Origin of the sequence: Streptomyces sp. DvalAA-43 (assembly GCF_900091725.1) — a bacterium.
Taxonomy (GTDB): Bacteria; Actinomycetota; Actinomycetes; order Streptomycetales; family Streptomycetaceae; genus Streptomyces; species Streptomyces pulveraceus.
Window position 1 is genome coordinate 158,772 of the sequence record NZ_FMBW01000030.1, and the last position, 26,883, is coordinate 185,654.

The following is a 26,883-nucleotide window of genomic DNA, read 5'->3' on the forward strand; positions in this document are numbered from 1 at the left end:
GGCCGGGGTGCTGCCGTCGAAGGGCCTCGTGAGCCGTCAGTTGCCGAAGGCCATCATGGTCTTCGTCTCCAGCTCTTCCTTGTCGTTCCTGGCGCTGACCCGGCCGCTCGCGACGAAGCAGCGGCCGTCCGCGTAGACGATCTTCGAGTTGTAGAAGTCGTTCTCGATCTCGGCCGTCGACGCGGGGTGCTGCTGCAGCATCCGCGGGGTGCCGCCGGTCGGTGCGAGGGTGGCGATGCCGCCGCCCTTCTCGTAGCCGGGCTCCACGTAGAGCAGCACATCGGCGCCCTCCATGCGCAGCGGCTTCACCGTGCGCCCGGCCGGGGCCGCGGCCTTCCACCGGGGCTTGCCGGTGTTCAGGTTGAACGCCACGACCTTGTTCGTACGGGATGTGCCGCTGGAGTCGGGCGAGGTCGCCATGTAGAAGGTGTTGGCGTCGGCGGCGACCCCGGTACAGCCCTCCAGGGACTTGCCGAAGATGGCGAAGGCGCTGCCGCAGTCGGGGGCGAACTTGTCGCCCTTGTCACTGACGATGCCCGAGCGGAGGGTTCCGTTCTGCTTCAGCGCGAGGATGCTCCACTCCTTGTCCTTCTTCAGGGAGACCACCAGCGGGTTCACCGAGTAGACCCGGTCGATCTCCCAGCCGCGCTTGGGCTGGTACGTCCACCGGGGCTTGCCGCTGACCGGGTCGAGCTCCTGGAGCTGGTGCTGCGGGTTGTCGGTGTCGGACGTGCGGCAGCTGGACGCGGCGATGAGCTTGGCCCCGCCGGCGAAGGCGAACGGCTGGCAGTTGCCCGACGGCTTGCCGAACAGTTCCTTGCCGTCGCTGACCCGGTAGGCGTTGGAGTTGCCGGTGCGCCCGACCGTCACGGTGTCGCCGCTGATGGCCAGCGAGATGTCCGAAAGGAAGTCCCAGGTGCCGTTCTGCTTGATCGGCTTCTTCCAGCCGGCCTTGCCGGTGGCGAGGTCGACCATCTGGAGATCCGCGCAGTCCGCCTTGTCGGTGGTGCCGTTCTTGACCCCGAGGACGATCTTGCCGTCGGTGGTGGGCTGCGAGGGCGCCGCGCACAGGTCGGCGGGCAGCTTGAGGGTCCACTTCTGCTTGCCGTCGGCCACGGAGTAGCCGGAGACCGAGCGGTACATGGCCTTGACGATCGTGTCGCCGGCCACCCATGGGCCGTACACGTCGGCGCCGTTGCGCGGCAGGTCGATGTCGTTCTTCTGCAGCCAGAGGACCTTGGCCTCGCCGGACTTGCGCCCGGCGTTGAGGTCGTCGCCGGAGCCGCGGCCCTCGCCGTCGCCGTCACCGTTGCCCTCGTTGACGGAGGGCGAGGTGCTCGGCTTGGCGTCCCCGCTCTCCTTCGCGACCGGCTTCTTGTCGTCGTCGCCGCTCGTGGCGACGTAGATGCCGCCGCCGATCACCAGGAGCGCGGCGGCCGCGGCGCCGATGATGATCGCGGGCTTGCGCTTGGAGGGACCGCCACCGCCCGGACCGACGGGGGCCGGTGCGCCGGGATACTGCTGCTGCGGGTATCCGTAACCGGGCTGCGTCGGTTGGCCGTACGGACCCGGCTGCTGGGCGTAGGGGCCGGGCTGCTGCTGGGTGTACGGACCGGGCTGCTGGGCGTAGGGGCCCTGCTGCTGACCGTACGGGCCGGGCTGCTGGCCCGGCTGCTGCGGGTAGCCGTAGCCGGGGGCCTGGCCCGGGGGCTGGCCGGGGGCCTGCGGATAGCCGTAGCCCGGCTGGGCGGGCGGCGGTGTCTGCGGCGGCTGAGGACTTCCCGGCGGCGGTGTCTGCGGCGGGCCCTGGGGCGGCTGAGGACTTCCCGGCGGCGGATCCTGCGGCGCGCCGAAGCCTCCCTGCGGCGGTTGCTGGCTGGGCGGCTGGGTCATCAGCACGTCCCCCTTCGTGCGGTCCGGTGCCCGTTCCGGTCTCCCCCGCGATTCCGCGGAGCACCACGGGGCCGAAACCCCCTGAATTTCCCGGAAAGGAGCGAATCGGGCATGGATCCCGCGTGTTACGTCAGTCGAGCGGGGCTTCTTTGTACCACCCGCAGTATTCCGGGCACCGGGTCGGTCCGCCCCCTGTTCCCAAGGGAGAACCGGCCCGTGATGCCTCCGTTACGCCTGGGTGTCAGTTGCCGAACATCTCCATCGACTTGGCCCGCTTCTCATCCCCGTCCTCGACTCCGCTGATGCTGGTACTCATCAATAGGGAGCGGCCGTCCACATAGGCGACCCGCGGCTCGAAGAGGGTCTGCTCGGTCCGCACCCCTCCGTTCGGGTGCCGCAGCAGCAGCTTCGGTGTGCCGCCGGTCGGTGCGAGGGTGGCGATCCCGCCGCCCCTCTTCGACGACGACTCCACGAACAGCAGCAGCCTGCCGCCCTCCACCCGCATCGGCATCATGGTCTGCCCGGCCGGAGCCGCGGCCCGCCACTTGACCCGGCCGCCGGCAACGTCGAAGGCGACGACCTTGTTGGTGGGGCCGGAGTCGGACTCGGTGGCCTCGGTCGCCAGGTAGACCGTCCGGTCGTCGGCCGCCACCCCGAGGCAGTTGTCGAGGTTCCCGCCGCCGGTGATGAGTTCGGTGTCGCACTCCACCCGGTAGTTCTCCTTGCCGCCGACCAGCTGGGAGCGGTACGTACCGTCCGGGTTGAGCGTGAGGATGGCCCAGCCGCCCTTCTTCTTCAGGGAGACGACCAGCGGGTTGACGGAGTAGAACTGCGAGACCTCCCAGCCCTTCTTGACCTTGTACTTCCACAGGACCTTCCCGCCGACCGGGTCGATCCGCTCCACCAGCTGTTCCTTGTGGTCGTCGGCCGCCGTCTGGCAGCTGGCGGCGGCGATGCCCAGCGGGCCGCTCGCGAAGCCGAACGGCTGGCAGTTGCCCGGGAGTTCACCGAAGAGCACCTTGCCGTCGCTGATCCGGAAGGCGTCCGTCCTGGTCGTGCGCCCGACGGTCACGGTGTTGCCGTTGGTCGCCATCGCGACATCGGAGAGCAGGTCCCAGGTGCCCTGCCGCTTGTACGTCTTGTACCAGCCGGCCCTGCCGGTCGTGAGGTCGACCATCTGGAGCGCGTTGCACTCGGCCTCGGTGCCGCTGCCGCTCTCGACCCCGAAGACGATCCTGCCGTCGGTGGTGGCCTGCGAGGGGGCCCCGCACACCTTGCCCGGCAGCCGGAAGCTCCACTTCTCGCTGCCGTCGGCGGTCGAGTAGCCGGTGACGGTGTGGAACATCGCCTTGACGACGGTGTCGCCGACGAACCAGGGGCCGTACACGCTCGCGCCGTTACGGGGCAGGTCGACGCCGCCCTCCTGGAGCCAGAGGACCTTGGCCTCGCCCGGATCGCGCAAGGTGTTGATCCCGTCGGCCTCCGCGCGCAGGTCGCTCGGCCCCGGATCCTTCTCCTTGCCCTTGCCCTTGGGCTTGCCGGTGGAGGACGTATCGGGCCCGGGGGCCGCGCTCGACTTCCCGGTGGGTTCCGGCCCGTCGCCCCCGCCGGTGGCCAGCCAGACGCCCCCGCCCGCCAGCAGCACCACGGCGAGCACGGCCCCGACGACCGCCCCGCGCCGGCCCCGGAAGAACCCGCCGCCACCGCCGCCGCCCGCCGGACCGCCCGGCTGAGGCTGCGGTGGTTGGCCGTACGGACCGGGCTGCGGCTGAACGGGCGCGCCGTAAGGGCCGGGCTGGGCAGGGGCGTTGTACGGGCCGGGCTGAGCGGGAGCACCGTACGGACCGGGCTGCGGCGGTGGGCCGTAGGGCCCCGGCGGCTGAGCGCCGTACGGACCTGCGGCCTGGGCCGGCGGCGGTCCGTACGAACCCGGCTGCGGCTCGTAGGGAGCCCCGAAGCCCCCCTGCGGTGGTTGCTGGCCGGGCGGCTGGGTCATCAGCACGTCCCCCTTCGTGCGGACCGGTCCGGCTGCGGCGCCGGGCGAGGCTTCTTTCTACCACCCGCCCCACCAGCCCCAACGGTCACATCTGACGCGCCTGGCGCGCCTGACAGACCTGACGGATCCGACGGATCCGACGGACCTGACGCACCGCAGCGATCAGGCGTCCTCGGCCAGTTCCAGCCAGCGCATCTCCAACTCGTCGCGCTCGGCGACCAGTTCCCGCAGCTCCGCGTCGAGCTTGGCCACCTTCTCGAAGTCCGTGGCGTGCTCCGCGATCTGCGCGTGCAGCGTGGTCTCCCGCGTCGACATCTTGTCGAGCTGCCGCTCGACCTTCTGGAGCTCCTTCTTCGCCGCGCGGGCGGCCTGCGGGGAGACCGTCGCGGCCGGTGCGGCCTTCTCCTTGGCCGCCGCGGGTGCGGCGGAGGGGGTGGCCGCCTCCTCCATCCGCTGCCTGCGCTCCAGGTACTCGTCGATCCCGCGCGGCAGCATCCGCAGCGTGCGGTCGCCGAGCAGCGCCATCACCCGGTCCGTGGTCCGCTCGATGAAGAACCGGTCGTGGGAGATCACGATCATCGATCCGGGCCAGCCGTCGAGGAGGTCCTCCAGCTGGGTCAGGGTCTCGATGTCGAGGTCGTTGGTGGGCTCGTCGAGGAAGAGGACGTTCGGCTCGTCCATCAGCAGCCGCAGGATCTGGAGCCGGCGCCGCTCACCACCGGACAGGTCGCCGACCGGAGTCCACTGCTTCTCCTTCGAGAAGCCGAACTGCTCGCAGAGCTGGCCCGCGGTCATCTCGCGGCCCTTGCCGAGGTCGACCCGGTCGCGTACCTGCTGCACCGCTTCGAGCACCCGCAGGTTCGGGTTGAGCTCGCTGACCTCCTGGGAGAGGTACGCCAGCCTGACGGTCTTGCCGACGACGACCTTCCCGGCGGCGGGCTGCGCTTCGCCCTGGGTGCGGGCCGCCTCGGCGAGCGCCCGCAGCAGCGAGGTCTTGCCCGCGCCGTTGACCCCGACCAGGCCGATCCGGTCACCGGGGCCGAGCTGCCAGGTGAGGTGGGTGAGCAGCGTCTTGGGACCGGCCTGGACGGTCACGTCCTCCAGGTCGAAGACGGTCTTGCCGAGCCGGGCGTTGGCGAACTTCATCAGCTCGCTGGTGTCGCGCGGCGGCGGCACATCGGCGATCAGTTCGTTGGCCGCCTCGATGCGGTAGCGCGGCTTGGAGGTGCGGGCGGGGGCACCGCGGCGCAGCCAGGCCAGCTCCTTGCGCATCAGGTTCTGCCGCTTGGACTCCTCGGTCGCGGCGATCCGCTCCCGCTCGGCCCGCGCGAAGACGTAGTCGCTGTAGCCGCCCTCGTACTCGTGGACCGTGCCGCGCTGGACGTCCCACATCCGGGTGCAGACCTGGTCGAGGAACCAGCGGTCGTGGGTGACGCAGACGAGTGCGGAGCGGCGGGCGCGCAGATGGCCGGCCAGCCAGGAGATGCCCTCGACGTCGAGGTGGTTGGTGGGCTCGTCGAGGACGATGAGGTCCTGTTCGGCGATGAGCAGCTTGGCCAGCGCGATCCGGCGCCGTTCGCCGCCGGAGAGCGGGGCGATGACGGTGTCCAGGCCGTGCTCGAAGCCCGGCAGGGCGAGCCCGCCGAAGAGCCCGGTGAGGACGTCGCGGATCTTGGCGCTGCCCGCCCACTCGTGGTCGGCGAGGTCGCCGATCACCTCGTGGCGGATGGTCGCCCGCGGGTCGAGGGAGTCGTGCTGGGTGAGGACGCCGAGCCGCAGCCCGCCGTTGTGGGTGACGCGTCCGCTGTCCGCCTCCTCCAGCCGGGCGAGCATCCGGATGAGCGTCGTCTTGCCGTCGCCGTTGCGGCCCACGACACCGATCCGGTCTCCCTCGGACACCCCGAGGGACACTCCGTCGAGCAGGGCACGGGTGCCGTACACCTTGCTGACCTGCTCGACATTGACCAGATTGACGGCCATTTCACTCCTGCCCGGGGGGATGGATCGGCTTCCCAGGGTACGGGGCGGCGGCGGGGCGATGTCCGCTCGCCCTCGCCGCCCCCACGACGGCGGCAGGCGTTCAGCGGACGGTCGCCCCCGGTGCCGGGGAGACCGCGGTGCGTGTGTTGCGGCAGGTGCCCGAGGTGAGCAGGGCCTCGGCCACCTTCTGGGCCGCCTCCGCGTCCGCCACCAGGAACGCGGTGGTCGGCCCGGAGCCCGAGACCAGGGCCGCCAGGGCCCCGGCGGCGGTGCCCGCGGCGAGGGTGTCGGCGAGCGAGGGGCGCAGGGAGAGCGCGGCGGGCTGGAGGTCGTTGGAGAGGGCCCCGGCGAGTGCGGTGGGGTCGCCGGTGCGCAGGGCGTCGAGGAGCGCCGGGGAGGCTTCGGGGGCCGGGACGTCGGTGTCCGCCGTGAGCCGGTCGAACTCGGCGTAGACGGCCGGGGTGGAGAGCCCGCCGTCGGCGACCGCGAAGACCCAGTGGAAGGTGGAGCCGACCTCGACCGGGGTCAGCCGCTCACCGCGTCCGGTGCCGAGGGCCGCGCCGCCGACCAGGCTGAACGGGACGTCGCTGCCCAGCTCGGCGCAGATGGCGAGGAGCTCGTCCCGGGTGGCGCCGGTGGACCAGAGGGCGTCGCAGGCCAGCAGCGCGGCGGCCCCGTCGGCGCTGCCGCCCGCCATGCCGCCCGCGACGGGGATGTCCTTGGCGATGTGGAGGTGCACATCGGGTGCGATGCCGTGGCGCTCGGCCAGGGCGAGCGCGGCGCGGGCGGCGAGGTTCGTCGCGTCCAGCGGGACCTGGGCTGCGTCCGGGCCCGAGCAGGTGATCCGCAGCTCGTCGGCGGGGGTGGCGGTGACCTCGTCGTACAGGCCGACGGCGAGGAAGACATTGGCCAGGTCGTGGAAGCCGTCGGGGCGCGGGGCACCGACCGCGAGCTGGACGTTGACCTTGGCGGGTACGCGGACGGTGACGCTCACTCGCCACTCCCTGAGGGCTCGTTCCCGGTGTCCCCGGAGGGCTGGTTCGTGGTGGCCCTGGAAGGGGGATTCCCCGTGGCCCCGGAGGGCTTGTGCTCGGCGATGGCGGCGAATTCCTCGACCGTCAGCGATTCGCCGCGGGCCTGCGGCGAGATCCCGGCCGCGACCAGGGCCGCCTCGGCGGCGGGGGCGGAGCCCGCCCAGCCGGCCAGGGCCGCCCGCAGCGTCTTGCGGCGCTGGGCGAAGGCCGCGTCGACGACCGCGAAGACCTCGGTGCGGTCGGCGCTCGTCGCGATCGGCTCGGTGCGCCGGACCAGGGAGACCAGTCCGGAGTCGACGTTCGGGGCGGGCCAGAAGACGTTGCGGCCGATGGAGCCGGCCCGCTTGACGTCCGCGTACCAGTTGGCCTTCACGGACGGCACGCCGTAGACCTTGTTGCCCGGCCGGGCGGCCAGCCGGTCGGCGACCTCGGCCTGGACCATGACGAGGGTGCGCTCGATGGACGGGAAGCGCTCCAGCATCGTCAGCAGGACCGGCACGGCGACGTTGTACGGGAGGTTCGCGACCAGCGCGGTGGGCGCCGGGCCGGGCAGCTCCCGGACCAGCATCGCGTCGGAGTGGACCAGGGCGAACCGGTCGGCGCGCCCCGGCATCCGGGCGGCGACGGTGGCGGGCAGCGCGGCCGCCAGTACGTCGTCGATCTCGACGGCGACGACCCGGTCCGCCGCCTCCAGCAGCGCCAGGGTCAGCGAGCCGAGCCCGGGGCCGACCTCGACGACGACGTCGTCCGGGCGGACCTCCGCCGTCCGTACGATCCGGCGGACCGTATTGGCGTCGATGACGAAGTTCTGGCCGCGCTGCTTGGTCGGGCGTACGCCCAGTGCGGCGGCCAGCTCGCGGATGTCTGCGGGGCCCAGGAGGGCATCGGGCTCTGTGGTGCTCACCTGTAAAGCGTAAGGCGCCTTACGGTTCGCACCCGCCGCCCGGCCGCTCAGCAGCCGCCCGGCACGCACTCGGCAGCCGCTCAGTAGTCGAAGGCCCGTGCCGTGTTGTCCGCGATCGCCGCCGCCAGGGTGTCCTCGTCGGCCCCCTTCACCTCGGCCATCGCACGGAGCGTGACCGGGATGAGGTAGGGCGCGTTGGGCCGGCCCCGGTAGGGGGCGGGCGTCAGGAACGGGGCGTCCGTCTCGACCAGGACCAGCTCCGTCGGCGCGACGGCCAGGGCGTCCCGCAGCGGCTGGGCGTTCTTGAAGGTGACATTGCCCGCGAAGGACATGAAGTACCCGGCGTCCGCGCAGATCCGGGCCATCTCGGCGTCGCCGGAGTAGCAGTGGAACACGGTACGGTCCGGGGCGCCCGCGTCGGCGAGGACGCGCAGCACGTCCGCGTGCGCCTCGCGGTCGTGGATGACCAGCGCCTTGCCGTGCCGTTTGGCGATCTCGATATGGGCCCGGAAGGACTCCTCCTGGGCGGCCACGCCCTCGGGCCCGGTGCGGAAGTAGTCGAGCCCGGTCTCACCGACCCCGCGTACGTGGTCGAGCGCGGCCAGTGCGTCGATCTCCGCGAGGGCCTCGTGCAGCGCCGCCGGTCCGCCCGGCTCCCGCGCTCCCTGGCGCGAGGTGCCTTCGGGGTCGCCGAGGACGAGGCGCGGCGCCTCGTTGGGGTGCAGCGCGACCGCCGCGTACACACCGGCGTGCGCGGCGGCGGTCTCGGCGGCCCAGCGCGAGCCGGCGACATCGCACCCCACCTGGATCACGGTGGTCACATTGACCGCCGCGGCCCTGGCCAGGCCCTCCTCGACGGTCGCGTCCTGCATGTCCAGGTGGGTGTGCGAATCGGCGACCGGTACCCGGAGGGGTTCGGGCAGCGGCGGGGCTTCGGTACGGCTCATGGAGACGATCGTACGAGGACACGCCGATGGCCCCCGCCCTCGGTGGAGCCGGGGGGCTACTTCCGGTGGAAGGGGTGCAGCAGATCGGACAGGTGCCAGTGGTGCCCCGCGCCCGCGGGTACGGCAGCCACGGCCTCGCCCTCCCGGGCGTCGCTGTCCTCGATGGCCGGCCTGGCCGGCTGGGGGTTGTGGAGGAGTTGCTGAACGGTCGAGACCCGCCCGGCCCGCATGATCCGGACCACGTGTCCGCCGCAGTTGGAGCAACTGGGCCTGGAAAGGGGCGAGGGGACACGCTCCCCATCCGCCTTGTATATGACGAAAGCGTTGTTGGATCCGTCGACGTGGTGCTCTATCTCAAAGGCTTGTTCCCAGCCATGTCCGCACCTCATGCAGGCGAAGGCATACGCCTCGTGTGCGGTGGTTGCTGCGATCTCGCTCATGCCCGCTCCTTTGTCCGTCGGACAGGCACTCCGGACAAGCGCTCCGGAGGTTGCGTCCTGGAACCAGTGGACGCCTCTACCGGCAGCAGCGCACCGGGCCCTGTCGACTGTTGGAGCGCTTTTGGCCCGGTCGTGGCAGAAAGGCCCGATACGCGGCTCTCGCTTTGCTTTTCACGATAGTCCTTTGCCTTCCGCAGGGACGGTTCGCGCCGCATTCTTTGCCGCCACGACCGCGTCGAACACCTCGCGCTTGGGCAGCCCCGCGGCCGCGGCGACGGCGGCGATCGCCTCCTTGCGCCGCTCCCCCGCCTCCTCGCGCACCCGCACCCGGCGCACCAGCTCCTCGGCGTCCAGTTCCTCGGGTCCGGAGTCGGCCGCGCCCTCGACGACGACGGTGATCTCGCCGCGCACCCCTTCGGCCGCCCAGACGGCCAGCTCGCCCAGCGGGCCGCGCTTCACTTCCTCGTACGTCTTGGTCAGTTCCCGGCACACGGCGGCCCGGCGTCCGTCGCCGAAGACCTCGGCCATCGCGGCGAGGGTGTCGTCGAGCCGGTGGGGGGCCTCGAAGAAGACCATGGTGCGGCGCTCGTCGGCGACCTCGCGCAGCCGGCCGAGCCGTTCGCCCGCCTTGCGGGGCAGGAAGCCCTCGAAGCAGAAGCGGTCGACGGGCAGCGCGGACAGGGCGAGCGCGGTCAGCACGGCGGACGGTCCGGGGACGGCGGTGACCTTGATGTCCTGCTCCACGGCGGCGGCCACGAGCCGGTAGCCGGGGTCGGAGACGGACGGCATCCCCGCGTCCGTGACCAGCAGGACGCGGGCGCCGCCGGTCAGCGCCTCGACCAGTTCGGGCGTACGGGCCGACTCGTTGCCCTCGAAGTAGGAGACGACCCGCCCCGTGGTGTGGATCCCGAGCGCCTGGGTGAGGCGGCGCAGCCGCCGGGTGTCCTCGGCGGCGACGATGTCCGCCGTCTCCAGCTCTGCGGCGAGGCGTGGCGGGGCGTCCGCCACGTCGCCGATGGGGGTTCCCGCGAGTACCAGCGTTCCAGTCGTTCCAGTCACGGAACCATCCTCCCAGCACGGGCGACAGCACTCGCACAGCGGCGTTCCCTACGATGGCGCGGTGACGAGTACTGCGCCCGAAGCCCGACAGGGCCAAGACGCCGGGGAACCGCACGGCGAAGAACCGGCCTCCTGGCAGCAGCGGCTGCGCCGCTTCGGCCATGCGCCCCGGCCCGGGACCGGGCTGCGCGAGCGGCTGGTCCCGCCGTACACCCGGCCCGGCGCCCAGCTGTGGGCGGTGCTCGGGGTCTCCCCGCCGCTGGCCGGGCGCCTGGTGCGGTGGTCGGCGTGGGGCGGTCCGCTGCTGGTGGCGCTGGTCGCCGGGGTGCTGCGGTTCTGGAAGCTGGGCAGCCCGCACGCGCTGATATTCGATGAGACGTACTACGCCAAGGACTCCTGGGCGCTGATCAACCAGGGGTACGAGGGCGACTGGCCCAAGGACATCGACAAGCTGATCCTCGCGGACCCCTCGAAGGTGCACGTCCCGGTGGACCCGGGCTATGTGGTGCACCCGCCGGTCGGCAAGTGGGTCATCGGGCTCGGTGAGCACTTCTTCGGGCTCACGCCGTTCGGCTGGCGGTTCATGGTGGCGGTGCTCGGCACGCTGTCGGTGCTGATGCTGTGCCGGATCGGCCGGCGGCTGTTCCGCTCGACGTTCCTGGGCTGTCTGGCGGGCACCCTGCTCGCCGTCGACGGTCTGCATTTCGTGATGAGCCGTACCGCGCTGCTCGACCTGGTGCTGATGTTCTTCGTGCTGGCGGCGTTCGGCGCGCTGCTGATCGACCGCGACTGGGCGCGGCGCAGGCTCGCCGCGGCGCTGCCGGTCGACGAGGAGGGGGTGCTGCGCCCGGACGCGGAGATCGCGGACCGGCTGCGGCTGGGCTGGCGTCCGTGGCGGATCACCGCGGGGCTGATGCTGGGGCTGGCCTTCGCCACCAAGTGGAACGGCCTGTACATCATGGTCGGCTTCGGCCTGATGACGGTGCTGTGGGACGTGGGTGCCCGGCGGACGGCGGGTGCGGTCCGCCCCTACCTGGCGGTGCTGAAGCGGGATCTGCTGCCGGCGTTCGTCTCGACGGTGCCGGTCGCGCTCGCGACGTACCTCGTCTCCTGGACCGGATGGATCGTCACCGGCAAGGGCTACTACCGCGACTGGGCGCAGACCGACGGCCGGGGCGGCAGCTGGACCTGGCTGCCGGACTGGCTGCGCAGCCTGTGGCATTACGAGTACCAGGTCTACGAGTTCCATGTGAACCTGACGTCCGGCCACACCTACCAGTCCAATCCATGGAGCTGGATCGTGCTCGGCCGGCCCGTCTCGTACTTCTGGGAGGAGCAGTCGGGCTGCGCGGCGTCGGAGACCGGCAAGTGCTCGCGCGAGGTGCTGGCGATCGGGACGCCGCTGCTGTGGTGGGCGGCGTGCTTCGCCCTGGTGTACGTGCTGTGGCGGTGGTTCTTCCGGCGCGACTGGCGGGCGGGCGCGATCGCCTGCGGTGTGGCGGCGGGCTGGCTGCCCTGGTTCCTCTACCAGGAGCGGACGATCTTCCTCTTCTACGCGGTCGTGTTCGTGCCGTTCCTGTGTCTGGCGGTGACGATGATGATCGGCGCGCTGCTGGGCCCGGCGGCCGGGACGGGGACGAAACGGGAGCTGGGCCTGATGACCGGTGATCCCTCGGGGGAGCGCAGACGGACACTGGGCGCGATCGCGGCGGGTGTCCTGGTCCTGCTGATCATCTGGAACTTCATCTACTTCTGGCCGATCTACACGGGCACCCCGATCCCGGACGGGTCGTGGCGGGACCGGATGTGGCTGGACACGTGGATCTGACGGATGAAGCCATCGAGGGGCCGTAGTCGTCGACTGCGGCCCCTCGGTGGTGGTCACCTGTCGGCGACGTGAAGGCGCTCAGCCGCCGACGGGCTCCGCGAACTCAAGGACGTCCTCAAGCCGTCCTCTGCCAAGTCCCCCTCTTCCGTCGAGATCCTCGGTCTCGACGTAGGTGACCTCGCCGACGACGAACACCCCGGTCACCCGGAAGCAGTGGTCGTGCCGCGGAGCGTCCGGGAAGCGAAGGGCCCAGACGGAGCCGACGCGTGGCTGTGCGGTCATGCGGTCAGTATGCCCACCGCTGCTCTACGACCGTGCCCCATCCATACCGATCGCGGCCCGGGTGCCCCGGCCCCGCGCTCCGGTCACTCCCTGTGCCCGCGCCCCTCGCATCGCGTTCCGATAACGACCGCCCCGGCCTTCCCCGCCATCCCGTAGGGTGCCCAGCAGCATCTTGTTGAACGCGTTCAACAAGGAACTCCTGGGGAGGGGGACTGCAGGTATGCGCAGTGGAGCGAAGGTAGCGATAGTCGGCGGGGTGTTCGCGGTCGTGGTCGGCGGGGTGGGGTACGGGGCGTACAACATCCTGGACGGGCTGAGCGGCGGCGGGGGCGGGGGTACGGACACCACGTCCACCTCCGCCGAGGTGAAGACGGGCCCGGTCACCAAGGCGGAGATCGACGACGCGTCGAAGAAGTTCCTCAAGGCCTGGGCGAGCGGCGACCCGGACACCGCGTCCCAGCTCACCAACAACGCGGCCGAGGCAGGCCCGGCCCTCACCGGCTACCGCGAGAGCGCCCATGTCACCAAGGCGGTGATCACCCCGGGCCCCGCGGTGGGCCCGAAGGTGCCGTACACGGTGAACGCGACCGTCTCCTTCAAGGGGAAGTCCAAGCCCTGGTCGTACTCCTCCGAGCTGACCGTGGTCCGCGGGAAGACCACCGGCAGGCCGCTGGTGGACTGGTCCCCCGCCGTGATCCATCCGGAGCTGAAGGACGGCGCCTCGCTCAAGACGGGCGAGGCGTCGGCCCCCTCGATCGAGGCCGTCGACCACAACGGCAAGATCCTCACCAAGGAGAAGTACCCGTCGCTGGGTTCGATCCTGGACACGCTGCGCCAGAAGTACGGCGAGAAGGCCGGCGGCACCGCGGGCATCGAGACCTGGATCGAGAGCGCGGACGCGGGCAGCCCCGGCAAGACCCTGCTCACCCTCACCAAGGGCAGGCCGGGCAAGGTGCAGACCACCCTGGACGCCGGTGCCCAGGCGGCGGCCGAGCTGGCCGTGAAGAAGTTCAGCCAGGCCTCGGTGGTCGCCGTCAGGCCGTCCACGGGTGCGATCCGCGCGGTCGCCAACAACCCGGCCACCGGCTTCAACGCGGCGATGCAGGGCACGCAGGCCCCCGGTTCCACGATGAAGATCGTGACGGCGGCGATGCTGATCGAGAAGGGCCTCACCTCGGCCGGCCAGAAGATCGAGTGCCCGCCGACCGCGACGTACTACGGCCGCACCTTCAAGAACCTGGACGGGTTCTCCATCGGCGACGGCACCCTGACGACCAGCTTCGCCCGGTCCTGCAACACGGCCTTCATCAAGCTGATCGACGACACCAAGGACGACGCGGCGCTCCCCAGGGAGGCCCGTGACGTCTTCGGGATCGGCCTGGACTGGCAGACCGGCGTCGTCACCTTCGACGGCAAGGTGCCCGAGGAGACCCAGGGCGAGGCCGCCGCGCAGTACATCGGCCAGGGCACGGTCCAGATGAACGCCCTCAACATGGCCTCCATCACCGCCACCGCCCGGACCGGCACCTTCCGCCAGCCGATCATCGTGTCCCCGGAGCTGGACGGCCGCCCGATCGCCACCGCCGCGCGTTCCCTGCCCGCCTCCGTCTCCCAGCAGCTCACCGGCATGATGCGGCAGACCGCCAGTTGGGGCACCGGCAGGGCGGCGATGGCCTCGGTCGTCGGCGACAAGGGCGCCAAGACGGGCTCGGCGGAGGTGGACGGCCAGGCCACGTCCAACAGCTGGTTCACCGGCTTCAACAACGACCTGGCGGCCGCCGCGGTCGTGCAGGCCGGCGGCCACGGCGGCGACGCGGCGGGCCCGGTGGTCGCCGCCGTGCTCCGCGCGGGGTCCTGAACACCGGACGCCGTACGGAACCCCGTCGCATGCCCCGCACGCCGTTCGCTAGCGTGCGGGGCATGAGCACTTCCGATGCCACCGCCGCCGCCGAGGCCCACCCCCGATTCGCCGAGGCCCTGCGGGAGCTGGGCCTCGACGTCGAGGTCCGCCGCTTCCCCGAGGCCACCCGTACCGCCGCCGAGGCCGCCGCCGCGATCGGCTGCGAGCTGAGCGAGATCGTCAAGTCGCTGATCTTCGAGGCGGACGGGTCCCCCGTGCTGGTCCTGATGGACGGCTCCTCGCGGGTCGACGTGGAGCGGGTACGCGCGGAGCTGGGCGCCGCGAAGGTCAAGCGGGCCGGGGCCGAGCTGGTCCGGGAGACGACCGGGTACGCCATCGGCGGCGTGCCGCCCTTCGGGCACCGCACGAAGACCCGGGTGCTGGCCGACCGCGGGCTGCTGGACCACGCCGTGGTGTGGGCGGCGGCGGGCACCCCGCACACCGTCTTCCCGCTCGACCCCGCCTCGTTGATCGGACACGCCGGCGGCACCGTGGTGGACGTGCGCGAGCACGCGAAGTGACGCCGCTGGTCGCGTGCGCGGTCCTGATCGCGGCGGTCACCCACGCCAGCTGGAACGCCATCGCGCACGCGATCAAGGACCAGCTCCTCTCCTTCACCCTGATCTCCGGCGGCGGTCTGCTGATCGGCGCGGCCGCCGCCCTGTTCGTACCGTTCCCGGCCGCCGGGGCCTGGCCGTATCTGCTGGTCTCGGCCGGGCTCCATGTGGCGTACATGCTGCTGCTGATGCGCTCGTTCACCCTGGGCGACTTCGGGCAGATGTACCCGATCGCCCGGGGCACGGCCCCGCTGGTGGTGACGGTCCTCGCCGCGGTCTTCGTCGGCGAGCACCCGGACGGCTGGGCCACCGCCGGGGTCGCGGTGGCCTCGGCGGGGCTGGTCGGACTGGCCCTCTGGGGCATCCGGGGCAGCGGTCGCCGCCCCGACTGGCCCGCCCTGCTGGCCGCCCTCGCGACCGGACTGGCCATCGCCGGATACACCACGGTGGACGGCGTCGGCGTACGCGCCTCCGGCACCCCGCTCGGCTACATCGCCTGGCTGATGATCCTGGAGGGCCTGGCCATCCCGGTCTACGCGCTCCACCGCCGCCGCGCCGAACTCCTGCCCGCCCTGCGCCCGTTCGCCGTACGCGGACTGCTGGGCGCGGCCCTGTCGGTGACGGCGTACGCCCTCGTCCTGTGGGCCCAGACCCGGGCGGCACTGGCCCCGATCGCGGCCCTGCGCGAGTCCTCCATCATCGTCGGCGCGGCCATCGGAACGCTCCTCTTCAAGGAACGATTCGGCGCACCACGCATCGCGGCGGCCGGGCTGATGGTCGTCGGCATCGGCCTGATGCTGCACACGGGGTGAGCGGGGCGGGTGCGGGGGGGCAGGTGCAGGAAGCGGGTTCAGGGGCAGGTGCAGGGAGCGGGTTCAGGGGCCTGGTTCGGCGGCGATGCGGGTAGGTCGCTTCCAGACCTCCGCCTCCTACGAAGGGCCCTCCCGTGACAGCCGAGTCCCCGCACTGGTTCACGTCCTCCTACAGCGACAACGGCGGTTCCTGCGTCGAGGTCGCCACCAACCTCGCCACCCCGCACGGAACCGTCCCCGTACGCGACTCCAAGAACCCCGGCGGACCCGTGCTGCACGCCACCCCCGCCGCCTTCGCCGCGTTCGTGGCGGGCGTCAGGGGCGGGGAGTTCGGCTCCGTCTGACCCTCGGGGTCCGTCCGGGCGGGCGGACCTCCTGGGGCGTCCGCGAAGGAACGTGACACGGCACGAGTCGGCCGTCGCGCCTCAATCAGGGTGCACGGAGAGGGTGTACGTGCAGTCGGTGTCGGGGACGACGACGAGGAACGGGTTGCCGCTCTTGATGTGCGCCTGGGCCGCGCGCTGGCCCTGCCGGTCCTCGTACCAGGCACGGAGCTCGGCGGGGCGGTCGGGCGTCGAGCCGACCGGCAGCCGCTTCAAGGGCTGCACCCACGCCGAACACCCCGGGCCGGGACGCGGGCCAAGGCCTGAGTCGGGATCGGGATCGAGATCGGAATCCGCGTCGGATTCGGAGTCGGGATCCGCGTCGGGATCGGCATCGGTGTCGATCCGGTCCGCGATCCACAACGCCTGGCCGCCCAGCCACCGCATTGCCAGCACCGGGGAGACGGTCCGGAACGTGCCCAGCACATGCCTCGCCATCTCTCCCGTGCCCCCGAAGAATTCCACCGCCAACGCCTCGCACCGGTAACCACCGGGTGGTACCGCCCCGTTCACACCCCACCCCGGCTGCTCCGCAGATTCCGCAACGCGTTCTCCACGCTCAGCCGCTCGGCCGGAGTGAGCGCCTGGACCCACTCGGGCTCCGCCTCCCACTCCACACCGCCGCCGAGCGGCCGCAGGGACCAGTACGGACCGGCGACCCCACAGAATTCCCCCACCCGGCCGCCATGGCCGGAATCCCGGAAAAGCGTTCCGGAGGGCGGAACTTGAGGGGGTTGGTGACGAGTCAGGGCACCATCTTCTTCGGGCACGTCAACTCCGCTCCGTAGCCATCCCACTACCAGGAGGCTTCAGAGTGGCCTAGAGTCGGAGTGTCATCAACATGGCCGAAGGGGAGGACACATTGGTAAACCGCAAGGAGTTGAACCCTGAAGCAAGCCCTCAGGCTGCTTTCGGCGCACGTTTACGCAGGCTGCGGGAAGAGCGCGGCTGGACCCAGGATCACGTCGGTGCGCTGGTCGGCTGTACGGGCAGGCATATCTCGGCCCTCGAAACTGGTCGTAAATCACCGACTCTGCCGTTCTCGCGCCGTGTTGATGTGGCATTGGATACGACAAACACCGCCGATTCGTTCGAGCGCGAATGGCGCGATATCAAGCACGGAAACCTACTGGAGGGATTCCCGGAATACGTCGGGTACGAGGGCAGGGCGACGGAGATCAGACTGTTCCAGATCGGGATCGTCCCCGGGCTGTTGCAGACTCCGGAGTACGCAAGGGCGCTGGCGAATGGTGATGTGTGGCGAGGCTCCATCACGCCCGAACAGGCAGAAGAGCGCGTGTCGTTCCTGGCTCAGCGGCAAGGCGCGTTGACGAGGGCACGGCCACCCATGCTGATCGCGGTGATGGACGAAAGCTGCATCCGCCGCCCGATCGGCGGTCCCGAGGTCATGGAGTCCCAGATTCAGAAGCTGGTCGATTTCGCCGCACTCCCCAACACGGTTCTCCAGGTGGCGCCGTTCGACATAGGGGAGCGTCGTCCCTTCAACCTGCCGGTCAACTTGCTCACCCTTCCGGACCGGTCCATGGTCTCGTATGCCGAATCCCACTCGCAGGGGAACGTGGACCGCGAGAGCGCTTCCGTTCTGCCTCTGCTGACGGGCTACCATCAGCTACAGGCCGAAGCCCTCTCCCAAGCGGCATCCGTGGCGATGATCAAGCAGGCATGAAAGGGAAGATCCGTGACTGACGAGCCCCGCTGGTTCAAGTCTTCGTACAGCTCCAACGGCGGCGACTGCGTGGAGGCCGCCACCAACCTCGCCGCCTCGAACGGCGTGGTCCCCGTCCGCGACTCCAAGAACCCCGGCGGCCCCGTGCTGCACACCTCCCCCGCCTCCTTCGCCGCCTTCGTGACGGGCGTCAAGGCAGGGGAGTTCGGCGCCGTCTGACCAACGGAGGTCCAGCGCACCCGATCCGACGAGCCCCACCGCGCGACGCACGGTGGGGCTTCGCGCTGCCCATACCCACCCGCGCCGGTTTGCCTCTCCGGCCCAATGGGCACGTGGAACGCGGCACAGCCTTCGGTACTGCATCCGGCCAGTCGCGAAAGGGCTCCCATGACGATCGAATCCGCCCGCTGGGTCACGTCTTCGTACAGCGGCAGCGGCGGTTCTTGCGTTGAGTGGGCCCCGAGCAGCGCACTCGCCACCGGCACCGTCCCCGTCCGCGACTCCAAGAACCCCGGCGGCCCCGTGCTGCACACCTCCCCCGCCTCCTTCGCCGCCTTCGTGGCAGGCGTCAAGGCGGGGGAGTTCAGGGCCGTCTGAGCGGGGCCGACCCGCGCACGGCGGGCGCTCAGCCCACCGGGACCGACGCGGGGCGGGCCGGAGGTTCCTCGGTGGCCGGGGACGCCGGGGCGGCCTGCTTGGCGGCCGGGCGCAGGAGTACGGCGCAGGCGAGGGCGGCCAGCAGGGCGAGCGAGGCCGAGACGGTCAGGCAGAGCCGCATGCCGTCGAGGAAGGAGTCGCCCAGGGCCGACAGGGCCGGTCCGGTGGCGGCGTCCAGGCGGAGTCCGGCCACGGCGCCGAGCCCCTGCTCACGGGCGGTGTCGAGGACGCGGGCACTCGCCTCGGCGGGCACCCCCGCGTCGGTGAGGCGGCCGGGCAGCGCGTCGAGCGCCCGGGTGGTCAGCAGGGCGCCGAGCACGGCGGGGCCGAGGGCGCCGCCGAGCTGGCGGAAGGCGTTGTTCCCGGCGGCGGCCATCCCGGCCAGCTGGTACGGGACGGAGGACACCGCGGAGGCGGTCATCGGGGTGATCACGGCGCCCATGCCGAGACCCAGCAGCGCCAGCCGCCACGCGATGGAGACGTAGGAGGTGTGGGCGTCGACATCCGTCAGCAAGAACATCGCGCCCGCCGCGAGGACCAGGCCGGTGGTGATCAGGACCCGGGGGGAGACCCGGTGCATCAGGCGTCCGACGGGCAGGCCCGCGAGGAGGGACACCCCGGTGACCATCACCATCCGCAGCGCCGCCTCGATCGTGGTCAGGTGCTGCACCATGCCGAAGTAGAGGCTCAGCACGAAGAAGAAGCCGATCAGGCCGAGGAAGCTGATCATGGCGACCAGGGCGGTGGCGGTGAAGGCCGGGCTGCGGAACAGCGCCAGGTCGAGCATCGGGCTCGCGCTGCGGCGCTCCACGACGACGAACACGGCGGCGGCGACCACGCCGAGCACCAGGGCCGTCACCACGGCGGGCTCGCCGAAGCCGTCCGCGCCACCCTCGATGACGCCGTAGACGACCGCGGTGACGGCGACGGCCGCGCTGATCTGGCCCGGCCAGTCGAGGCGGCGGCCGTGCGGGGCGCGCGAGTCGGGCAGCAGGAACGCCGCCACGACCAGCACGACCAGGGAGACCGGGATGGGCAGGAGGAAGATCCAGCGCCACGCGACGTGCTCCAGCAGCACACCGGCGATCAGCGAGCCCACGGCGAGCGAACCCATCAGGGCCATCGCCCACAGACCGATGTACTTGCCCCGCTCGCGGTGGTCGGGGACCGCGTGGCTGATCAGGGCCAGCGTCGTGGGCAGCAGCGCCGCCGCTCCCAGACCGGAGAGCGCCTGACCGGCCCAGAGCCACTGCACCGTGTCCGACATCAGCGATATCGCCGCGCCCAGGGCACAGAGGGCCATGCCCGTCTGGAACACCCGCTTGCGGCCGTGGACGTCACCCCATACCCCGGTGGTGAGGATCAGCGCGGCCATCGGCAGTACGAAGGCGTCCGAGACCCAGGACAGCTGGGACGTGGAGGCGCCCAGGGCCCGCTGGATGGCCGGCAGGCTCACCGACACGGTGGTCACGGGGAGGTAGGCGACGAAGACGCCCAGGCAGGCCATGACGAGCGTGACGCCCCGCCCTGATCTGTCCTGTGTCGTTGCGGAGTTCACGTAGAGGTTCCTTCTGCTGCGGGGGTGGGTGCCGCGCGGGCACCGGCTGCGATGTGAGCACCGCCGTCCGGCGTGCGCCCGCTCCCGGGTGATCCGGCGTACCACCGCATTCCGCGCGGTTCGCCGAATCACCCACAAAGCCGCCGACCAGCTTCGCCCCGACCGTCGATGAATCCCCAAGCGATCCCGGTGAACGTCACGGAACCTCCGGATTCGGCAATGGTCATGTGACCATTCATCCATGCCTGACGATCTGGACCGCAAAATCATCCATGGACTGAACTGCTCGCCGCGAGTCTCCTTCCGCCGCCTCAGCGAGGTCGTCGGGGTGTCCGAGCAGACCGTGGCGCGCCGCTACAGTGCCCTGCTCCGCGGCGGCGTCATCCGCGTCGTCGGGTTGAGCAGCCCCGCCGCCCACGGCCGGTCCGAGTGGATCGCGCGGCTGCGCTGCCGCCCGGACGCCGTGGGGCCGCTCGCGGATTCCCTGGCCCGCAGGCCGGAGGTCGCGTACGCGAGCATCGCGTCCGGCGGTTCGGAGATCATCTGTATCGTCCGTTCGCCCACCGGGACCGCCCGCGACGACGTGCTGCTGCGGCAGCTCCCCCGGGCCGCCTCGGTCCTGGACCTGAACGTCGACCTGCTCGTCCACGCCTTCGGCTCCCCGGACACGGCCGGCTGGACCGGCCGGGAGGGCTCGCTCACCGACGAGCAGGTGCGGATGCTGACCGCGGAGCGCCCCACCCCCGCCGGTCCCCCGCTCCCCGCGACCGACGAGGACCTTCCCCTCCTCGAAGCGCTGGCGGAGGACGGCCGCGCCTCCCACACCCGGCTCGCGGAGGTCACCGGCTGGTCCAAGCCGCGCGTGGCCCGCCGGCTGGAGGCCCTGGAGGGCAGCGGCTCGTTGGTCTACGACATCGACACCGTGCCCGAACGCCTCGGCTACGAGCTCAACGCCACCCTCTGGCTCCAGGTCGACCTGCCCCGGCTCCAGGAGATCGGCGAGGAGCTCAGCAGGCACGACGAGTGCGCCTTCGCCGCGGCCATCAGCGGCAAGCACAACATCATGGCGATCGTCATCTGCAAGGACACCCCGGACTTCTACCGCTACCTCAGCGGCCGCTTCGCCCGTACCGAGGGCGTCAGGGGCTACGAGATCAGTGTGCGGGTGCGCCGGCTCAAGCAGGCGGTCTCCCTCGTCCACCACGGGCGCCTGATCCACCCCGCACTCGCCTGACATGGGCAAGCGCTCCCGTCCCCGACCGGAAGGCGGTCGGGGACGCGCTCAGGCCACGGCCCGCCGGGGCTCGTCGTCCGCCGTGAACTCATCGCCCTCCGGCCGCCCCTTCTTCGGGAGCAGGAAGGTCATGGCAAGGAAGGCGACCAGCAGGCAGGACTGCGCGATCAGCGCGTGCCGGAAGCCGGACGCGAAGTCGCCGCTCCTGGCGTCGGCGAAGAACACGGAGCCGAAGACGGCCACCCCGATCGAGCCGCCGATCGACTGGACCGCGGAGAGCACGCCGGAGGCGGAGCCGATCTCGTGGTCGTCGACGGCCGCGAGGATGAAGCTGAACAGCGCCGCGATGACCATGCCCGCGCCGATGCCCGAGACGACGACGCCGGGTGCGATGTCCCAGATGGAGAACGAGCCGCCCAGGCGGCCGAGTTCGTAGCCGAGCAGGGCGGCGCCGGCGAGCTGGACGAGCGGGCCGATCTGGAGGACCGCGCGGCCGATCCGGTCCGCGAGCACGGCGCCGCTGACCGCGCCGCCGATGGCGGTCCCCACGGCGAGCGGGAGGTTGCCGAGGCCCGCCTCGCCCGCGGTGAAGTGCCGGCCGATCTGGAGGTAGAGGGTCAGTACGAGCTGGGTGCCGACCAGTCCGGCGAAGAACAGGGCGATGCCGCCGAGCCCCACGGTGAAGGCGGGCTTGCGCAGCAGCGCGGGGGTGACCAGCGGTTCGCGCCCCTGGGCCGCCGTGCTGCGCTGGCGGAGCGCGAAGGCGCCGAATCCGATGACGGAGCCCGCCATGCAGAGCCAGGTCCACAGCGGCCACCCGGCCTCCTGGCCCTGGTTCAGGGGCAGGACGAGCAGTGCGCAGGACAGTGCCACCAGGGCGGCGCCCACCGTGTCGACGACCACCGTGCGGTCGCCCGGCCGCCGGGGGACGAATTTCGCGGCGACGATCAGGGCGGCGATGCCGATGGGCAGGTTGACCAGGAAGACCAGCCGCCAGCCCAGGCCGAGGAAGTCGCCCTGGATCAGGCCGCCGCCCAGGACGGGCCCGATGATGCCGCCGAGCCCAAGGACGGGTCCGAAGATGCCGAAGACCTTGGTGAGTTCGGCGCCGGAGAAGTTCTCCCGCAGCAGCCCGAGCCCCTGGGGCAGGAGCATCGCCCCCGCGGTGCCCTGGAGCAGCCGGAAGGCGATCAGGGACCCGATGTCCGGCGCGCAGGCGCACAGCAGGGAGGTGGCGGTGAACGAGGCGAGGCCGATCAGGAACATCCGGCGCCGCCCGTAGCGGTCGCCGAGCCGTCCGCCGAGGATCAGCCCGGCGCCCAGCGTGAGGGCGTATCCGCCGATCACCCACTGGAGCCCGACCGAGCCGGCGCCCAGCGAGCGCTCCAGTTCGGGCCCGGCCACATTGACGATCGACGCGTCCAGCAGATCCATGATCTCCGCGACGAGCATCACCGCCAGGATCAGCCACCGCCACCGGTAGGGCGGCGGCGTGGCGGTCGGGTCGGTACTCATTTTACCTCTACTCATTGGTTACCAATTAACTCGCCAATAAACTTACCAATATTCTTAGCAATATTGAGAGTATCCTGAGCCCCATGGATGTCAAACCGAACGTCGGCACCCCCACCGAGACCCCGGGCGAGACCCCCGCCGAGGCTCCCAGCGAGGCTCCCTCCGGCGCCCCCGCCGACGACGGTGCCATCCGTGAGCAGCTGCGGAATCTGACCCTGCGCCAGCAGCGGTTCGAGCGCCATCTGGGCCGTCGGCTGCGGGTGGACGCGGCCGGGCTCGCCGTGATGGACCATCTCGTGAACGTCGGGCCGACCACCCCCACCGACCTCGCCCGCCGGCTGGACGCGTCGACGGCCGCGACGACGCTGGTGATCGACCGGCTCGTGGCCGCCGGGCACGCCCGGCGGGAGCCCCACCCGACCGACCGGCGCAAGGTGATCGTGGCTCCCGCCGAGCACTGGGAGGCCATGGCGTACGAGCACGTGTCCCCGGTCATCCAGGGCGTCACCGAGGCCGCGGCCGACCTCTCCCCGCAGGACCGGGCCGTGGTGGCGGCGTTCCTGCGGCGAGTGGTCGGCGTCTACGACGGGGCGACCGGCCGCTGACCGCACGCGGCCAAGGCTCTACGCCCCCGAAACCGCCTGCCGGAAGCCGGAGTTGACCGCCGTCAGCCCGCCGTCCACGCGCAGCGTCGTCCCCGTGATCCAGGCCGCGTCGCGCGAGGCGAGGAAGGCGACGGCGGAGGCGATGTCCTCGGGCTCACCGATCCGGCCGAGCGGGTAGAGGCCGCTCGCCCGGGAGAGTTCCGCGTCCCGGCCCGCCCAGGCGTCCGTACGGATCGTGCCGGGGGCGACCAGGTTGACGCGTACGCCGCGCGGTCCGGCGTGGCCCGCGAGGGTGCGGGTGAGGCTGGCGAGGCCCGCCTTGGCGGCGCTGTAGCCGTGGTTGCCGAAGTCCTGTTCGCCGTTGACCGAGCCGATGTTGACGATCGCGCCCCGGCCGGAGGCCACCAGGTGCGGGAGGGCGGCGCGGGAGCAGCGGTAGGGGCCGGTGAGGGTGACGTCCAGGTCGCGCTGCCAGTCCTCGTCGGCCTCGTCCTCGAAGAGCGGGGCGTCGGTGGTGCAGGAGTACGCGTTGTTGACCAGCACGTCGAGGGAGCCGAAGGCGGCGACCGCGTGGGCCACCGCCGTCTCGACGGCCGCCTGGTCGGTCACGTCGCAGGCGAGGGCCTCGGCGGTGCCGCCCGCCTCGCGTATCGCCTCGGCGGTCTGTCCGGCGCGTTCGCCGTCCAGGTCGGTCACCAGGACGCGTGCGCCCTCCGAGGCCAGTCGGCGGGCCGTGGCCGCGCCGATGCCCCGGCCCGCTCCGGTGATGAGGACGCCGTATCCGTCGAACCGTGAACCAGCAGTGTGAGGAGGAGTCATGGCGCCGACCGTACTGCCCTGATCAGGGCCTGGGCACGGGGATCGGCGGTGACTCCTTTCTGCAGACCATTCGTCACATAGCCCAGGGCGATGCCGGATTCGGGGTCGGCGAAGCCGAGCGAGCCGCCCCGGCCGGGGTGGCCGAACGAGCCGGGGGCGAGCAGCGGGGCCGACGGGCCGTGCAGCATGTAGCCGAGGCCGAAGCGGGTGTTGACGACCAGGACCCGGTCCGGGCCCGACGACTCCTCGGTGCGGGCCAGGGTGAGGGTGGCGGGGGCGAACAGGCGGTGGCCGTCGACCGGGCCGATCATCGCGGCGTAGCAGCGGGCCAGCCCGCGGGCGGTGGCGATGCCGTTGGAGGCGGGGAGTTCGGCCGCCCGGTAGCCGGGGTCGTTCTCGTCGGGCATCGGGTCGATGGCCCCGAAGGCGCGGCGGGTGAGGGACTGCGGGTCGCGGTACGCCTCGACGACGGACCGCTTGGGCCGCACCCGCAGGATGCCGCTGTCGCCCGGGGCGGCGGGCGGTTCGACGGGGCCGATGCGGCCGATCCGGTGCGCCTCGTCGGCGGGGAGGCCGAACCAGAAGTCCAGGCCGAGCGGGCGGGCGATCTCCTCGGCGATCCAGCGGCCGACGGTGCGGCCGGTGACCCGGCGCACCAGTTCGCCGATGAGCCAGCTGTAGGTCTGGGCGTGGTAGCCGTGGTCGGTGCCGGGTTCCCACTGGGGGCGCTGGGCGGCGACGGCCTGCGGCCCGGAGCTCCCGTCGGCCGCTTCGGAGGGGGTCAGCGGGCGGTCGAGCGCGGGGATGCCCGCCCGGTGGGCGAGGAGGTGGCGGACGAGCACGCGTTCCTTGCCGGCCGCCTTGAACTCCGGCCAGTACGTGCCGACCGGGGCGTCGAGGTCGACCTGGCCGCGCTGGTGCAGCAGCAGCGGTACGGCGGCGGCGATGCCCTTGCCCGCCGAGCGGACGATCTGCACGGTGTCGACGGCCCATGGTTCGGTGCCGTCGACGTCTCTCGTACCGGCCCAGAGGTCGACGACCTTGTGCCCGTCCCGGTAGACCGCGACGGCGGCGCCGCGTTCGCCGCGCTGCTCGAAGTTACGGATGAAGGCATCCCTGACCGGCTCGAATCCGGCCGCCACCGTGCCCCGTACGTCCACGCCTGCTCCTGCGCTCCCGCTCATCCCCCCATGGTGCATCGCGTCGTGGGCAGGACGGGTGCCGGGTCACCTCATGTTCACGGGCGTGGAACGTCCGCCGCCGTCACCGGGCGTTCAGCGTCACCGAGCGCGGGTCGAAGCCGAAGGGCAGCTCCAGGCGGTGACCGCGCATCAGCTCCTCGTCGCAGAGCAGGTCCTGGGTGCGGTCGTCGGCGGCGATGACGCCCTCGCTGAGGATCACCGAGCGCGGGCAGAGCTCCAGGGCGTACGGCAGGTCGTGCGTGACCATGAGCACGGTGACGTCCAGGGAGCGCAGGATGTCGGCGAGTTCGCGCCGCGAGGCCGGGTCCAGGTTGGAGGACGGCTCGTCCAGGACGAGGATCTCCGGCCGCATGGCGAGGACGGTGGCGACGGCGACGCGGCGGCGCTGGCCGAAGGAGAGGTGGTGCGGCGACCGGTCGGCGTACTCCTCCATGCCGACCTGCTTCAGGGCCTCGGTGACGCGTTCGTCCAGTTCGGCGCCGCGCAGCCCGGAGGCGGCGGGGCCGAAGGCGACGTCCTCGCGGACGGTGGGCATGAAGAGCTGGTCGTCGGGGTCCTGGAAGACGATGCCGACGCGGCGGCGGATCTCGGCGAGGTTGCGCTTCTCGACGGGGAGTCCGGCCACCCGGACGGTGCCGGCGCCCGCGTCGAGGATGCCGTTGAGGTGGAGGACCAGGGTGGTCTTGCCGGCGCCGTTGGGGCCGAGCAGGGCGACCCGTTCGCCCCGGGCGACCGCGAGGTCCACCCCGAAGAGCGCCTGGTGGCCGTCGGGGTAGGCGTAGGCGAGGCCGCTGACTTCGAGGGACGGCGCGGGGGCGGTGGGCTGACTCATAGGGTCCATCCCAGCAGACATACGGCGAGGGCGAGCACGGGGAGCGCGGCGGCGTGGGCCCACTGGGCCCGGGAGGCGGTCACCTCGTCGATGACCGGCATGGCACCGGCGTAACCGCGGCTGACCATGGCGAGGTGGACGCGTTCGCCGCGCTCGTACGAGCGGATGAAGAGGGCGCCCGCCGTCTTGGCCAGGACGCCCCACTGGCGTATCCCGCGCGCCTCGAAGCCCCGGGAGCGGCGGGCGATCGACATCCGGCGCATCTCGTCGGTGATCACATCGCCGTACCGGATCATGAAGGAGGCGATCTGGACGAGCAGCGGCGGCAGCTTGAGCCGCTGGAGGCCGAGCAGCAGTGAGCGCAGTTCGGTGGTGGAGGCGAGGAGTACGGACGCGGCGACGCCGAGGGTGCCCTTGGCCAGCACGTTCCAGGCGCCCCAGAGGCCGGGGACGCTGACCGAGAGACCGAGGACGTGGGTCTGCTCGCCGGGCACCACGAACGGCATGAGCAGCGCGAACGCGACGAACGGCACCTCGATGAGCAGCCGCTTGAGCAGGAAGCCCGCCGGGATGCGGGCGAGCGCGGTGACCGCGCCGAGCAGCACCGCGTACAGCCCGAACGCCCACACCGACTCGCGGGGCGTCGAGACGACGACCACGACGAAGCAGAAGGCGGCGGCGATCTTGCAGTGCGGGGGCAGGTCGTGGACGGGCGAGTGGCCGTGCCGGTAGAGCTTGTGTGCGTGTCCCGCGCCCATG

27 protein-coding genes are annotated in these 26,883 nt (G+C 71.7%); 10 read left to right on the forward strand and 17 right to left on the reverse strand.

Annotated features, from left to right (window positions below; all coding sequences use genetic code 11):
* Positions 1-36: 36 nt before the first annotated feature.
* The 8 genes from GA0115234_RS06710 to rsmI all read right to left on the reverse strand — a co-directional run bounded on the left by GA0115234_RS06710 (position 37) and on the right by rsmI (position 10,253).
* Positions 37-1,893, reverse strand: coding sequence for an outer membrane protein assembly factor BamB family protein (locus tag GA0115234_RS06710; protein ID WP_093540147.1), 1,857 nt, complete (start codon positions 1,891-1,893; stop codon positions 37-39).
* A 241-nt stretch (positions 1,894-2,134) separates the two neighbouring features.
* Entirely contained in the window at positions 2,135-3,889 is a 1,755-nt protein-coding gene (locus tag GA0115234_RS06715; protein ID WP_093540148.1) for an outer membrane protein assembly factor BamB family protein, read from the reverse strand.
* A 162-nt stretch (positions 3,890-4,051) separates the two neighbouring features.
* A complete protein-coding gene (locus GA0115234_RS06720; RefSeq protein WP_093539923.1) occupies positions 4,052-5,869 on the reverse strand; it encodes an ABC-F family ATP-binding cassette domain-containing protein in 1,818 nt (605 codons plus the stop codon).
* Positions 5,870-5,969: 100 nt separating this feature from the next.
* On the reverse strand, positions 5,970-6,863 hold the full coding sequence (locus GA0115234_RS06725) for a 4-(cytidine 5'-diphospho)-2-C-methyl-D-erythritol kinase (RefSeq protein WP_093539924.1): 894 nt from the start codon (positions 6,861-6,863) through the stop codon (positions 5,970-5,972).
* Positions 6,860-7,807, reverse strand: a complete 948-nt coding sequence (rsmA, locus tag GA0115234_RS06730; protein ID WP_093539925.1) for a 16S rRNA (adenine(1518)-N(6)/adenine(1519)-N(6))-dimethyltransferase RsmA — start codon at positions 7,805-7,807, stop codon at positions 6,860-6,862. The genes GA0115234_RS06725 and rsmA overlap by 4 nt, the downstream gene beginning before the upstream one ends.
* 80 nt (positions 7,808-7,887) lie before the next feature.
* Positions 7,888-8,754, reverse strand: coding sequence for a TatD family hydrolase (locus tag GA0115234_RS06735; RefSeq protein WP_093539926.1), 867 nt, complete (start codon positions 8,752-8,754; stop codon positions 7,888-7,890).
* A 56-nt stretch (positions 8,755-8,810) separates the two neighbouring features.
* Positions 8,811-9,194: a hypothetical protein gene (locus GA0115234_RS06740; protein WP_093539927.1), complete on the reverse strand. Its 384-nt coding sequence runs from the start codon at positions 9,192-9,194 to the stop codon at positions 8,811-8,813.
* Between the two features lie 171 nt (positions 9,195-9,365).
* Positions 9,366-10,253 carry a 16S rRNA (cytidine(1402)-2'-O)-methyltransferase gene (gene rsmI, locus GA0115234_RS06745; protein WP_093539928.1) on the reverse strand — a complete coding sequence of 296 codons (888 nt, stop codon included), beginning with the start codon at positions 10,251-10,253 and terminating at the stop codon, positions 9,366-9,368.
* Positions 10,254-10,314: 61 nt separating this feature from the next.
* Between rsmI and GA0115234_RS06750 the strand changes: the two genes are divergently transcribed.
* Positions 10,315-12,081, forward strand: coding sequence for a dolichyl-phosphate-mannose--protein mannosyltransferase (locus tag GA0115234_RS06750; protein ID WP_093539929.1), 1,767 nt, complete (start codon positions 10,315-10,317; stop codon positions 12,079-12,081).
* A 78-nt stretch (positions 12,082-12,159) separates the two neighbouring features.
* Here GA0115234_RS06750 and GA0115234_RS06755 read toward each other — a convergent pair whose 3' ends face one another.
* On the reverse strand, positions 12,160-12,363 hold the full coding sequence (locus tag GA0115234_RS06755; RefSeq protein WP_093539930.1) for a hypothetical protein: 204 nt from the start codon (positions 12,361-12,363) through the stop codon (positions 12,160-12,162).
* Positions 12,364-12,583: 220 nt separating this feature from the next.
* Here GA0115234_RS06755 and GA0115234_RS06760 point away from each other — a divergent pair, with 220 nt between their 5' ends.
* The 4 genes from GA0115234_RS06760 to GA0115234_RS06775 all read left to right on the forward strand — a co-directional run bounded on the left by GA0115234_RS06760 (position 12,584) and on the right by GA0115234_RS06775 (position 15,976).
* Positions 12,584-14,221: a penicillin-binding transpeptidase domain-containing protein gene (locus tag GA0115234_RS06760; protein ID WP_093539931.1), complete on the forward strand. Its 1,638-nt coding sequence runs from the start codon at positions 12,584-12,586 to the stop codon at positions 14,219-14,221.
* A 62-nt stretch (positions 14,222-14,283) separates the two neighbouring features.
* Positions 14,284-14,784: a YbaK/EbsC family protein gene (locus GA0115234_RS06765; RefSeq protein ID WP_093540149.1), complete on the forward strand. Its 501-nt coding sequence runs from the start codon at positions 14,284-14,286 to the stop codon at positions 14,782-14,784.
* Positions 14,781-15,632, forward strand: coding sequence for a DMT family transporter (locus tag GA0115234_RS06770; protein WP_093539932.1), 852 nt, complete (start codon positions 14,781-14,783; stop codon positions 15,630-15,632). The genes GA0115234_RS06765 and GA0115234_RS06770 overlap by 4 nt, the downstream gene beginning before the upstream one ends.
* A gap of 134 nt (positions 15,633-15,766) precedes the next feature.
* Positions 15,767-15,976 (forward strand): DUF397 domain-containing protein, encoded by a 210-nt coding sequence (locus tag GA0115234_RS06775; RefSeq protein WP_093539933.1) that lies wholly within the window; start codon positions 15,767-15,769, stop codon positions 15,974-15,976.
* An 81-nt stretch (positions 15,977-16,057) separates the two neighbouring features.
* Here the strand turns inward: GA0115234_RS06775 and GA0115234_RS06780 are convergent, their stop codons facing one another.
* Together GA0115234_RS06780 and GA0115234_RS06785 are read right to left on the reverse strand one after the other, a co-directional pair.
* Positions 16,058-16,480, reverse strand: coding sequence for a hypothetical protein (locus GA0115234_RS06780; protein ID WP_141718404.1), 423 nt, complete (start codon positions 16,478-16,480; stop codon positions 16,058-16,060).
* 44 nt (positions 16,481-16,524) lie between these two features.
* Positions 16,525-16,785, reverse strand: a complete 261-nt coding sequence (locus GA0115234_RS06785) for a hypothetical protein (RefSeq protein ID WP_093539935.1) — start codon at positions 16,783-16,785, stop codon at positions 16,525-16,527.
* A 71-nt stretch (positions 16,786-16,856) separates the two neighbouring features.
* Between GA0115234_RS06785 and GA0115234_RS06790 the strand changes: the two genes are divergently transcribed.
* The 3 genes from GA0115234_RS06790 (at position 16,857) to GA0115234_RS06800 (ending at position 18,299) form a co-directional block, all read left to right on the forward strand.
* A complete protein-coding gene (locus GA0115234_RS06790) occupies positions 16,857-17,702 on the forward strand; it encodes a helix-turn-helix domain-containing protein (protein ID WP_093539936.1) in 846 nt (281 codons plus the stop codon).
* A 12-nt stretch (positions 17,703-17,714) separates the two neighbouring features.
* On the forward strand, positions 17,715-17,921 hold the full coding sequence (locus GA0115234_RS06795; protein WP_093539937.1) for a DUF397 domain-containing protein: 207 nt from the start codon (positions 17,715-17,717) through the stop codon (positions 17,919-17,921).
* 168 nt (positions 17,922-18,089) lie between these two features.
* A complete protein-coding gene (locus GA0115234_RS06800) occupies positions 18,090-18,299 on the forward strand; it encodes a DUF397 domain-containing protein (RefSeq protein ID WP_093539938.1) in 210 nt (69 codons plus the stop codon).
* Positions 18,300-18,327: 28 nt separating this feature from the next.
* Here GA0115234_RS06800 and GA0115234_RS06805 read toward each other — a convergent pair whose 3' ends face one another.
* A complete protein-coding gene (locus GA0115234_RS06805; RefSeq protein WP_093539939.1) occupies positions 18,328-19,866 on the reverse strand; it encodes an MFS transporter in 1,539 nt (512 codons plus the stop codon).
* A gap of 292 nt (positions 19,867-20,158) precedes the next feature.
* Between GA0115234_RS06805 and GA0115234_RS06810 the strand changes: the two genes are divergently transcribed.
* Positions 20,159-21,151: an Lrp/AsnC family transcriptional regulator gene (locus GA0115234_RS06810; protein WP_093539940.1), complete on the forward strand. Its 993-nt coding sequence runs from the start codon at positions 20,159-20,161 to the stop codon at positions 21,149-21,151.
* A gap of 48 nt (positions 21,152-21,199) precedes the next feature.
* Here the strand turns inward: GA0115234_RS06810 and GA0115234_RS06815 are convergent, their stop codons facing one another.
* Positions 21,200-22,666 carry an MFS transporter gene (locus GA0115234_RS06815; RefSeq protein WP_093539941.1) on the reverse strand — a complete coding sequence of 489 codons (1,467 nt, stop codon included), beginning with the start codon at positions 22,664-22,666 and terminating at the stop codon, positions 21,200-21,202.
* A gap of 83 nt (positions 22,667-22,749) precedes the next feature.
* Between GA0115234_RS06815 and GA0115234_RS06820 the strand changes: the two genes are divergently transcribed.
* Complete coding sequence (locus tag GA0115234_RS06820) at positions 22,750-23,271, forward strand: MarR family winged helix-turn-helix transcriptional regulator (RefSeq protein ID WP_093539942.1); 522 nt, start codon at positions 22,750-22,752, stop codon at positions 23,269-23,271.
* Between the two features lie 18 nt (positions 23,272-23,289).
* Here the strand turns inward: GA0115234_RS06820 and GA0115234_RS06825 are convergent, their stop codons facing one another.
* The 4 genes from GA0115234_RS06825 to cbiQ all read right to left on the reverse strand — a co-directional run bounded on the left by GA0115234_RS06825 (position 23,290) and on the right by cbiQ (position 26,882).
* Positions 23,290-24,090 carry an SDR family NAD(P)-dependent oxidoreductase gene (locus tag GA0115234_RS06825; protein WP_093539943.1) on the reverse strand — a complete coding sequence of 267 codons (801 nt, stop codon included), beginning with the start codon at positions 24,088-24,090 and terminating at the stop codon, positions 23,290-23,292.
* Positions 24,087-25,250, reverse strand: a complete 1,164-nt coding sequence (locus tag GA0115234_RS06830; RefSeq protein ID WP_093539944.1) for a serine hydrolase domain-containing protein — start codon at positions 25,248-25,250, stop codon at positions 24,087-24,089. The genes GA0115234_RS06825 and GA0115234_RS06830 overlap by 4 nt, the downstream gene beginning before the upstream one ends.
* A gap of 103 nt (positions 25,251-25,353) precedes the next feature.
* Complete coding sequence (locus GA0115234_RS06835; RefSeq protein WP_093539945.1) at positions 25,354-26,124, reverse strand: energy-coupling factor ABC transporter ATP-binding protein; 771 nt, start codon at positions 26,122-26,124, stop codon at positions 25,354-25,356.
* Positions 26,121-26,882 carry a cobalt ECF transporter T component CbiQ gene (cbiQ, locus tag GA0115234_RS06840; RefSeq protein ID WP_093539946.1) on the reverse strand — a complete coding sequence of 254 codons (762 nt, stop codon included), beginning with the start codon at positions 26,880-26,882 and terminating at the stop codon, positions 26,121-26,123. The genes GA0115234_RS06835 and cbiQ overlap by 4 nt, the downstream gene beginning before the upstream one ends.
* Between the last annotated feature and the right edge of the window lies 1 nt (position 26,883).

What these genes read in the sequence shown, in the direction of transcription:
- GA0115234_RS06710 (WP_093540147.1), bottom strand. Translation starts at nt 1,893, where the DNA reads ATGACCCAGCCGCCCAGCCAGCAACCGCCGCAGGGAGGCTTCGGCGCG.
- GA0115234_RS06715 (WP_093540148.1), bottom strand. Translation starts at nt 3,889, where the DNA reads ATGACCCAGCCGCCCGGCCAGCAACCACCGCAGGGGGGCTTCGGGGCT.
- GA0115234_RS06720 (WP_093539923.1), bottom strand. Translation starts at nt 5,869, where the DNA reads ATGGCCGTCAATCTGGTCAATGTCGAGCAGGTCAGCAAGGTGTACGGC.
- GA0115234_RS06735 (WP_093539926.1), bottom strand. Translation starts at nt 8,754, where the DNA reads ATGAGCCGTACCGAAGCCCCGCCGCTGCCCGAACCCCTCCGGGTACCG.
- GA0115234_RS06740 (WP_093539927.1), bottom strand. Translation starts at nt 9,194, where the DNA reads ATGAGCGAGATCGCAGCAACCACCGCACACGAGGCGTATGCCTTCGCC.
- GA0115234_RS06755 (WP_093539930.1), bottom strand. Translation starts at nt 12,363, where the DNA reads ATGACCGCACAGCCACGCGTCGGCTCCGTCTGGGCCCTTCGCTTCCCG.
- GA0115234_RS06760 (WP_093539931.1), top strand. Translation starts at nt 12,584, where the DNA reads ATGCGCAGTGGAGCGAAGGTAGCGATAGTCGGCGGGGTGTTCGCGGTC.
- GA0115234_RS06765 (WP_093540149.1), top strand. Translation starts at nt 14,284, where the DNA reads ATGAGCACTTCCGATGCCACCGCCGCCGCCGAGGCCCACCCCCGATTC.
- GA0115234_RS06790 (WP_093539936.1), top strand. Translation starts at nt 16,857, where the DNA reads ATGGCCGAAGGGGAGGACACATTGGTAAACCGCAAGGAGTTGAACCCT.
- GA0115234_RS06800 (WP_093539938.1), top strand. Translation starts at nt 18,090, where the DNA reads ATGACGATCGAATCCGCCCGCTGGGTCACGTCTTCGTACAGCGGCAGC.
- GA0115234_RS06805 (WP_093539939.1), bottom strand. Translation starts at nt 19,866, where the DNA reads ATGGCCTGCCTGGGCGTCTTCGTCGCCTACCTCCCCGTGACCACCGTG.
- GA0115234_RS06810 (WP_093539940.1), top strand. Translation starts at nt 20,159, where the DNA reads ATGCCTGACGATCTGGACCGCAAAATCATCCATGGACTGAACTGCTCG.
- GA0115234_RS06815 (WP_093539941.1), bottom strand. Translation starts at nt 22,666, where the DNA reads ATGAGTACCGACCCGACCGCCACGCCGCCGCCCTACCGGTGGCGGTGG.
- GA0115234_RS06820 (WP_093539942.1), top strand. Translation starts at nt 22,750, where the DNA reads ATGGATGTCAAACCGAACGTCGGCACCCCCACCGAGACCCCGGGCGAG.
- GA0115234_RS06825 (WP_093539943.1), bottom strand. Translation starts at nt 24,090, where the DNA reads ATGACTCCTCCTCACACTGCTGGTTCACGGTTCGACGGATACGGCGTC.
- GA0115234_RS06835 (WP_093539945.1), bottom strand. Translation starts at nt 26,124, where the DNA reads ATGAGTCAGCCCACCGCCCCCGCGCCGTCCCTCGAAGTCAGCGGCCTC.
- cbiQ (WP_093539946.1), bottom strand. Translation starts at nt 26,882, where the DNA reads ATGGGCGCGGGACACGCACACAAGCTCTACCGGCACGGCCACTCGCCC.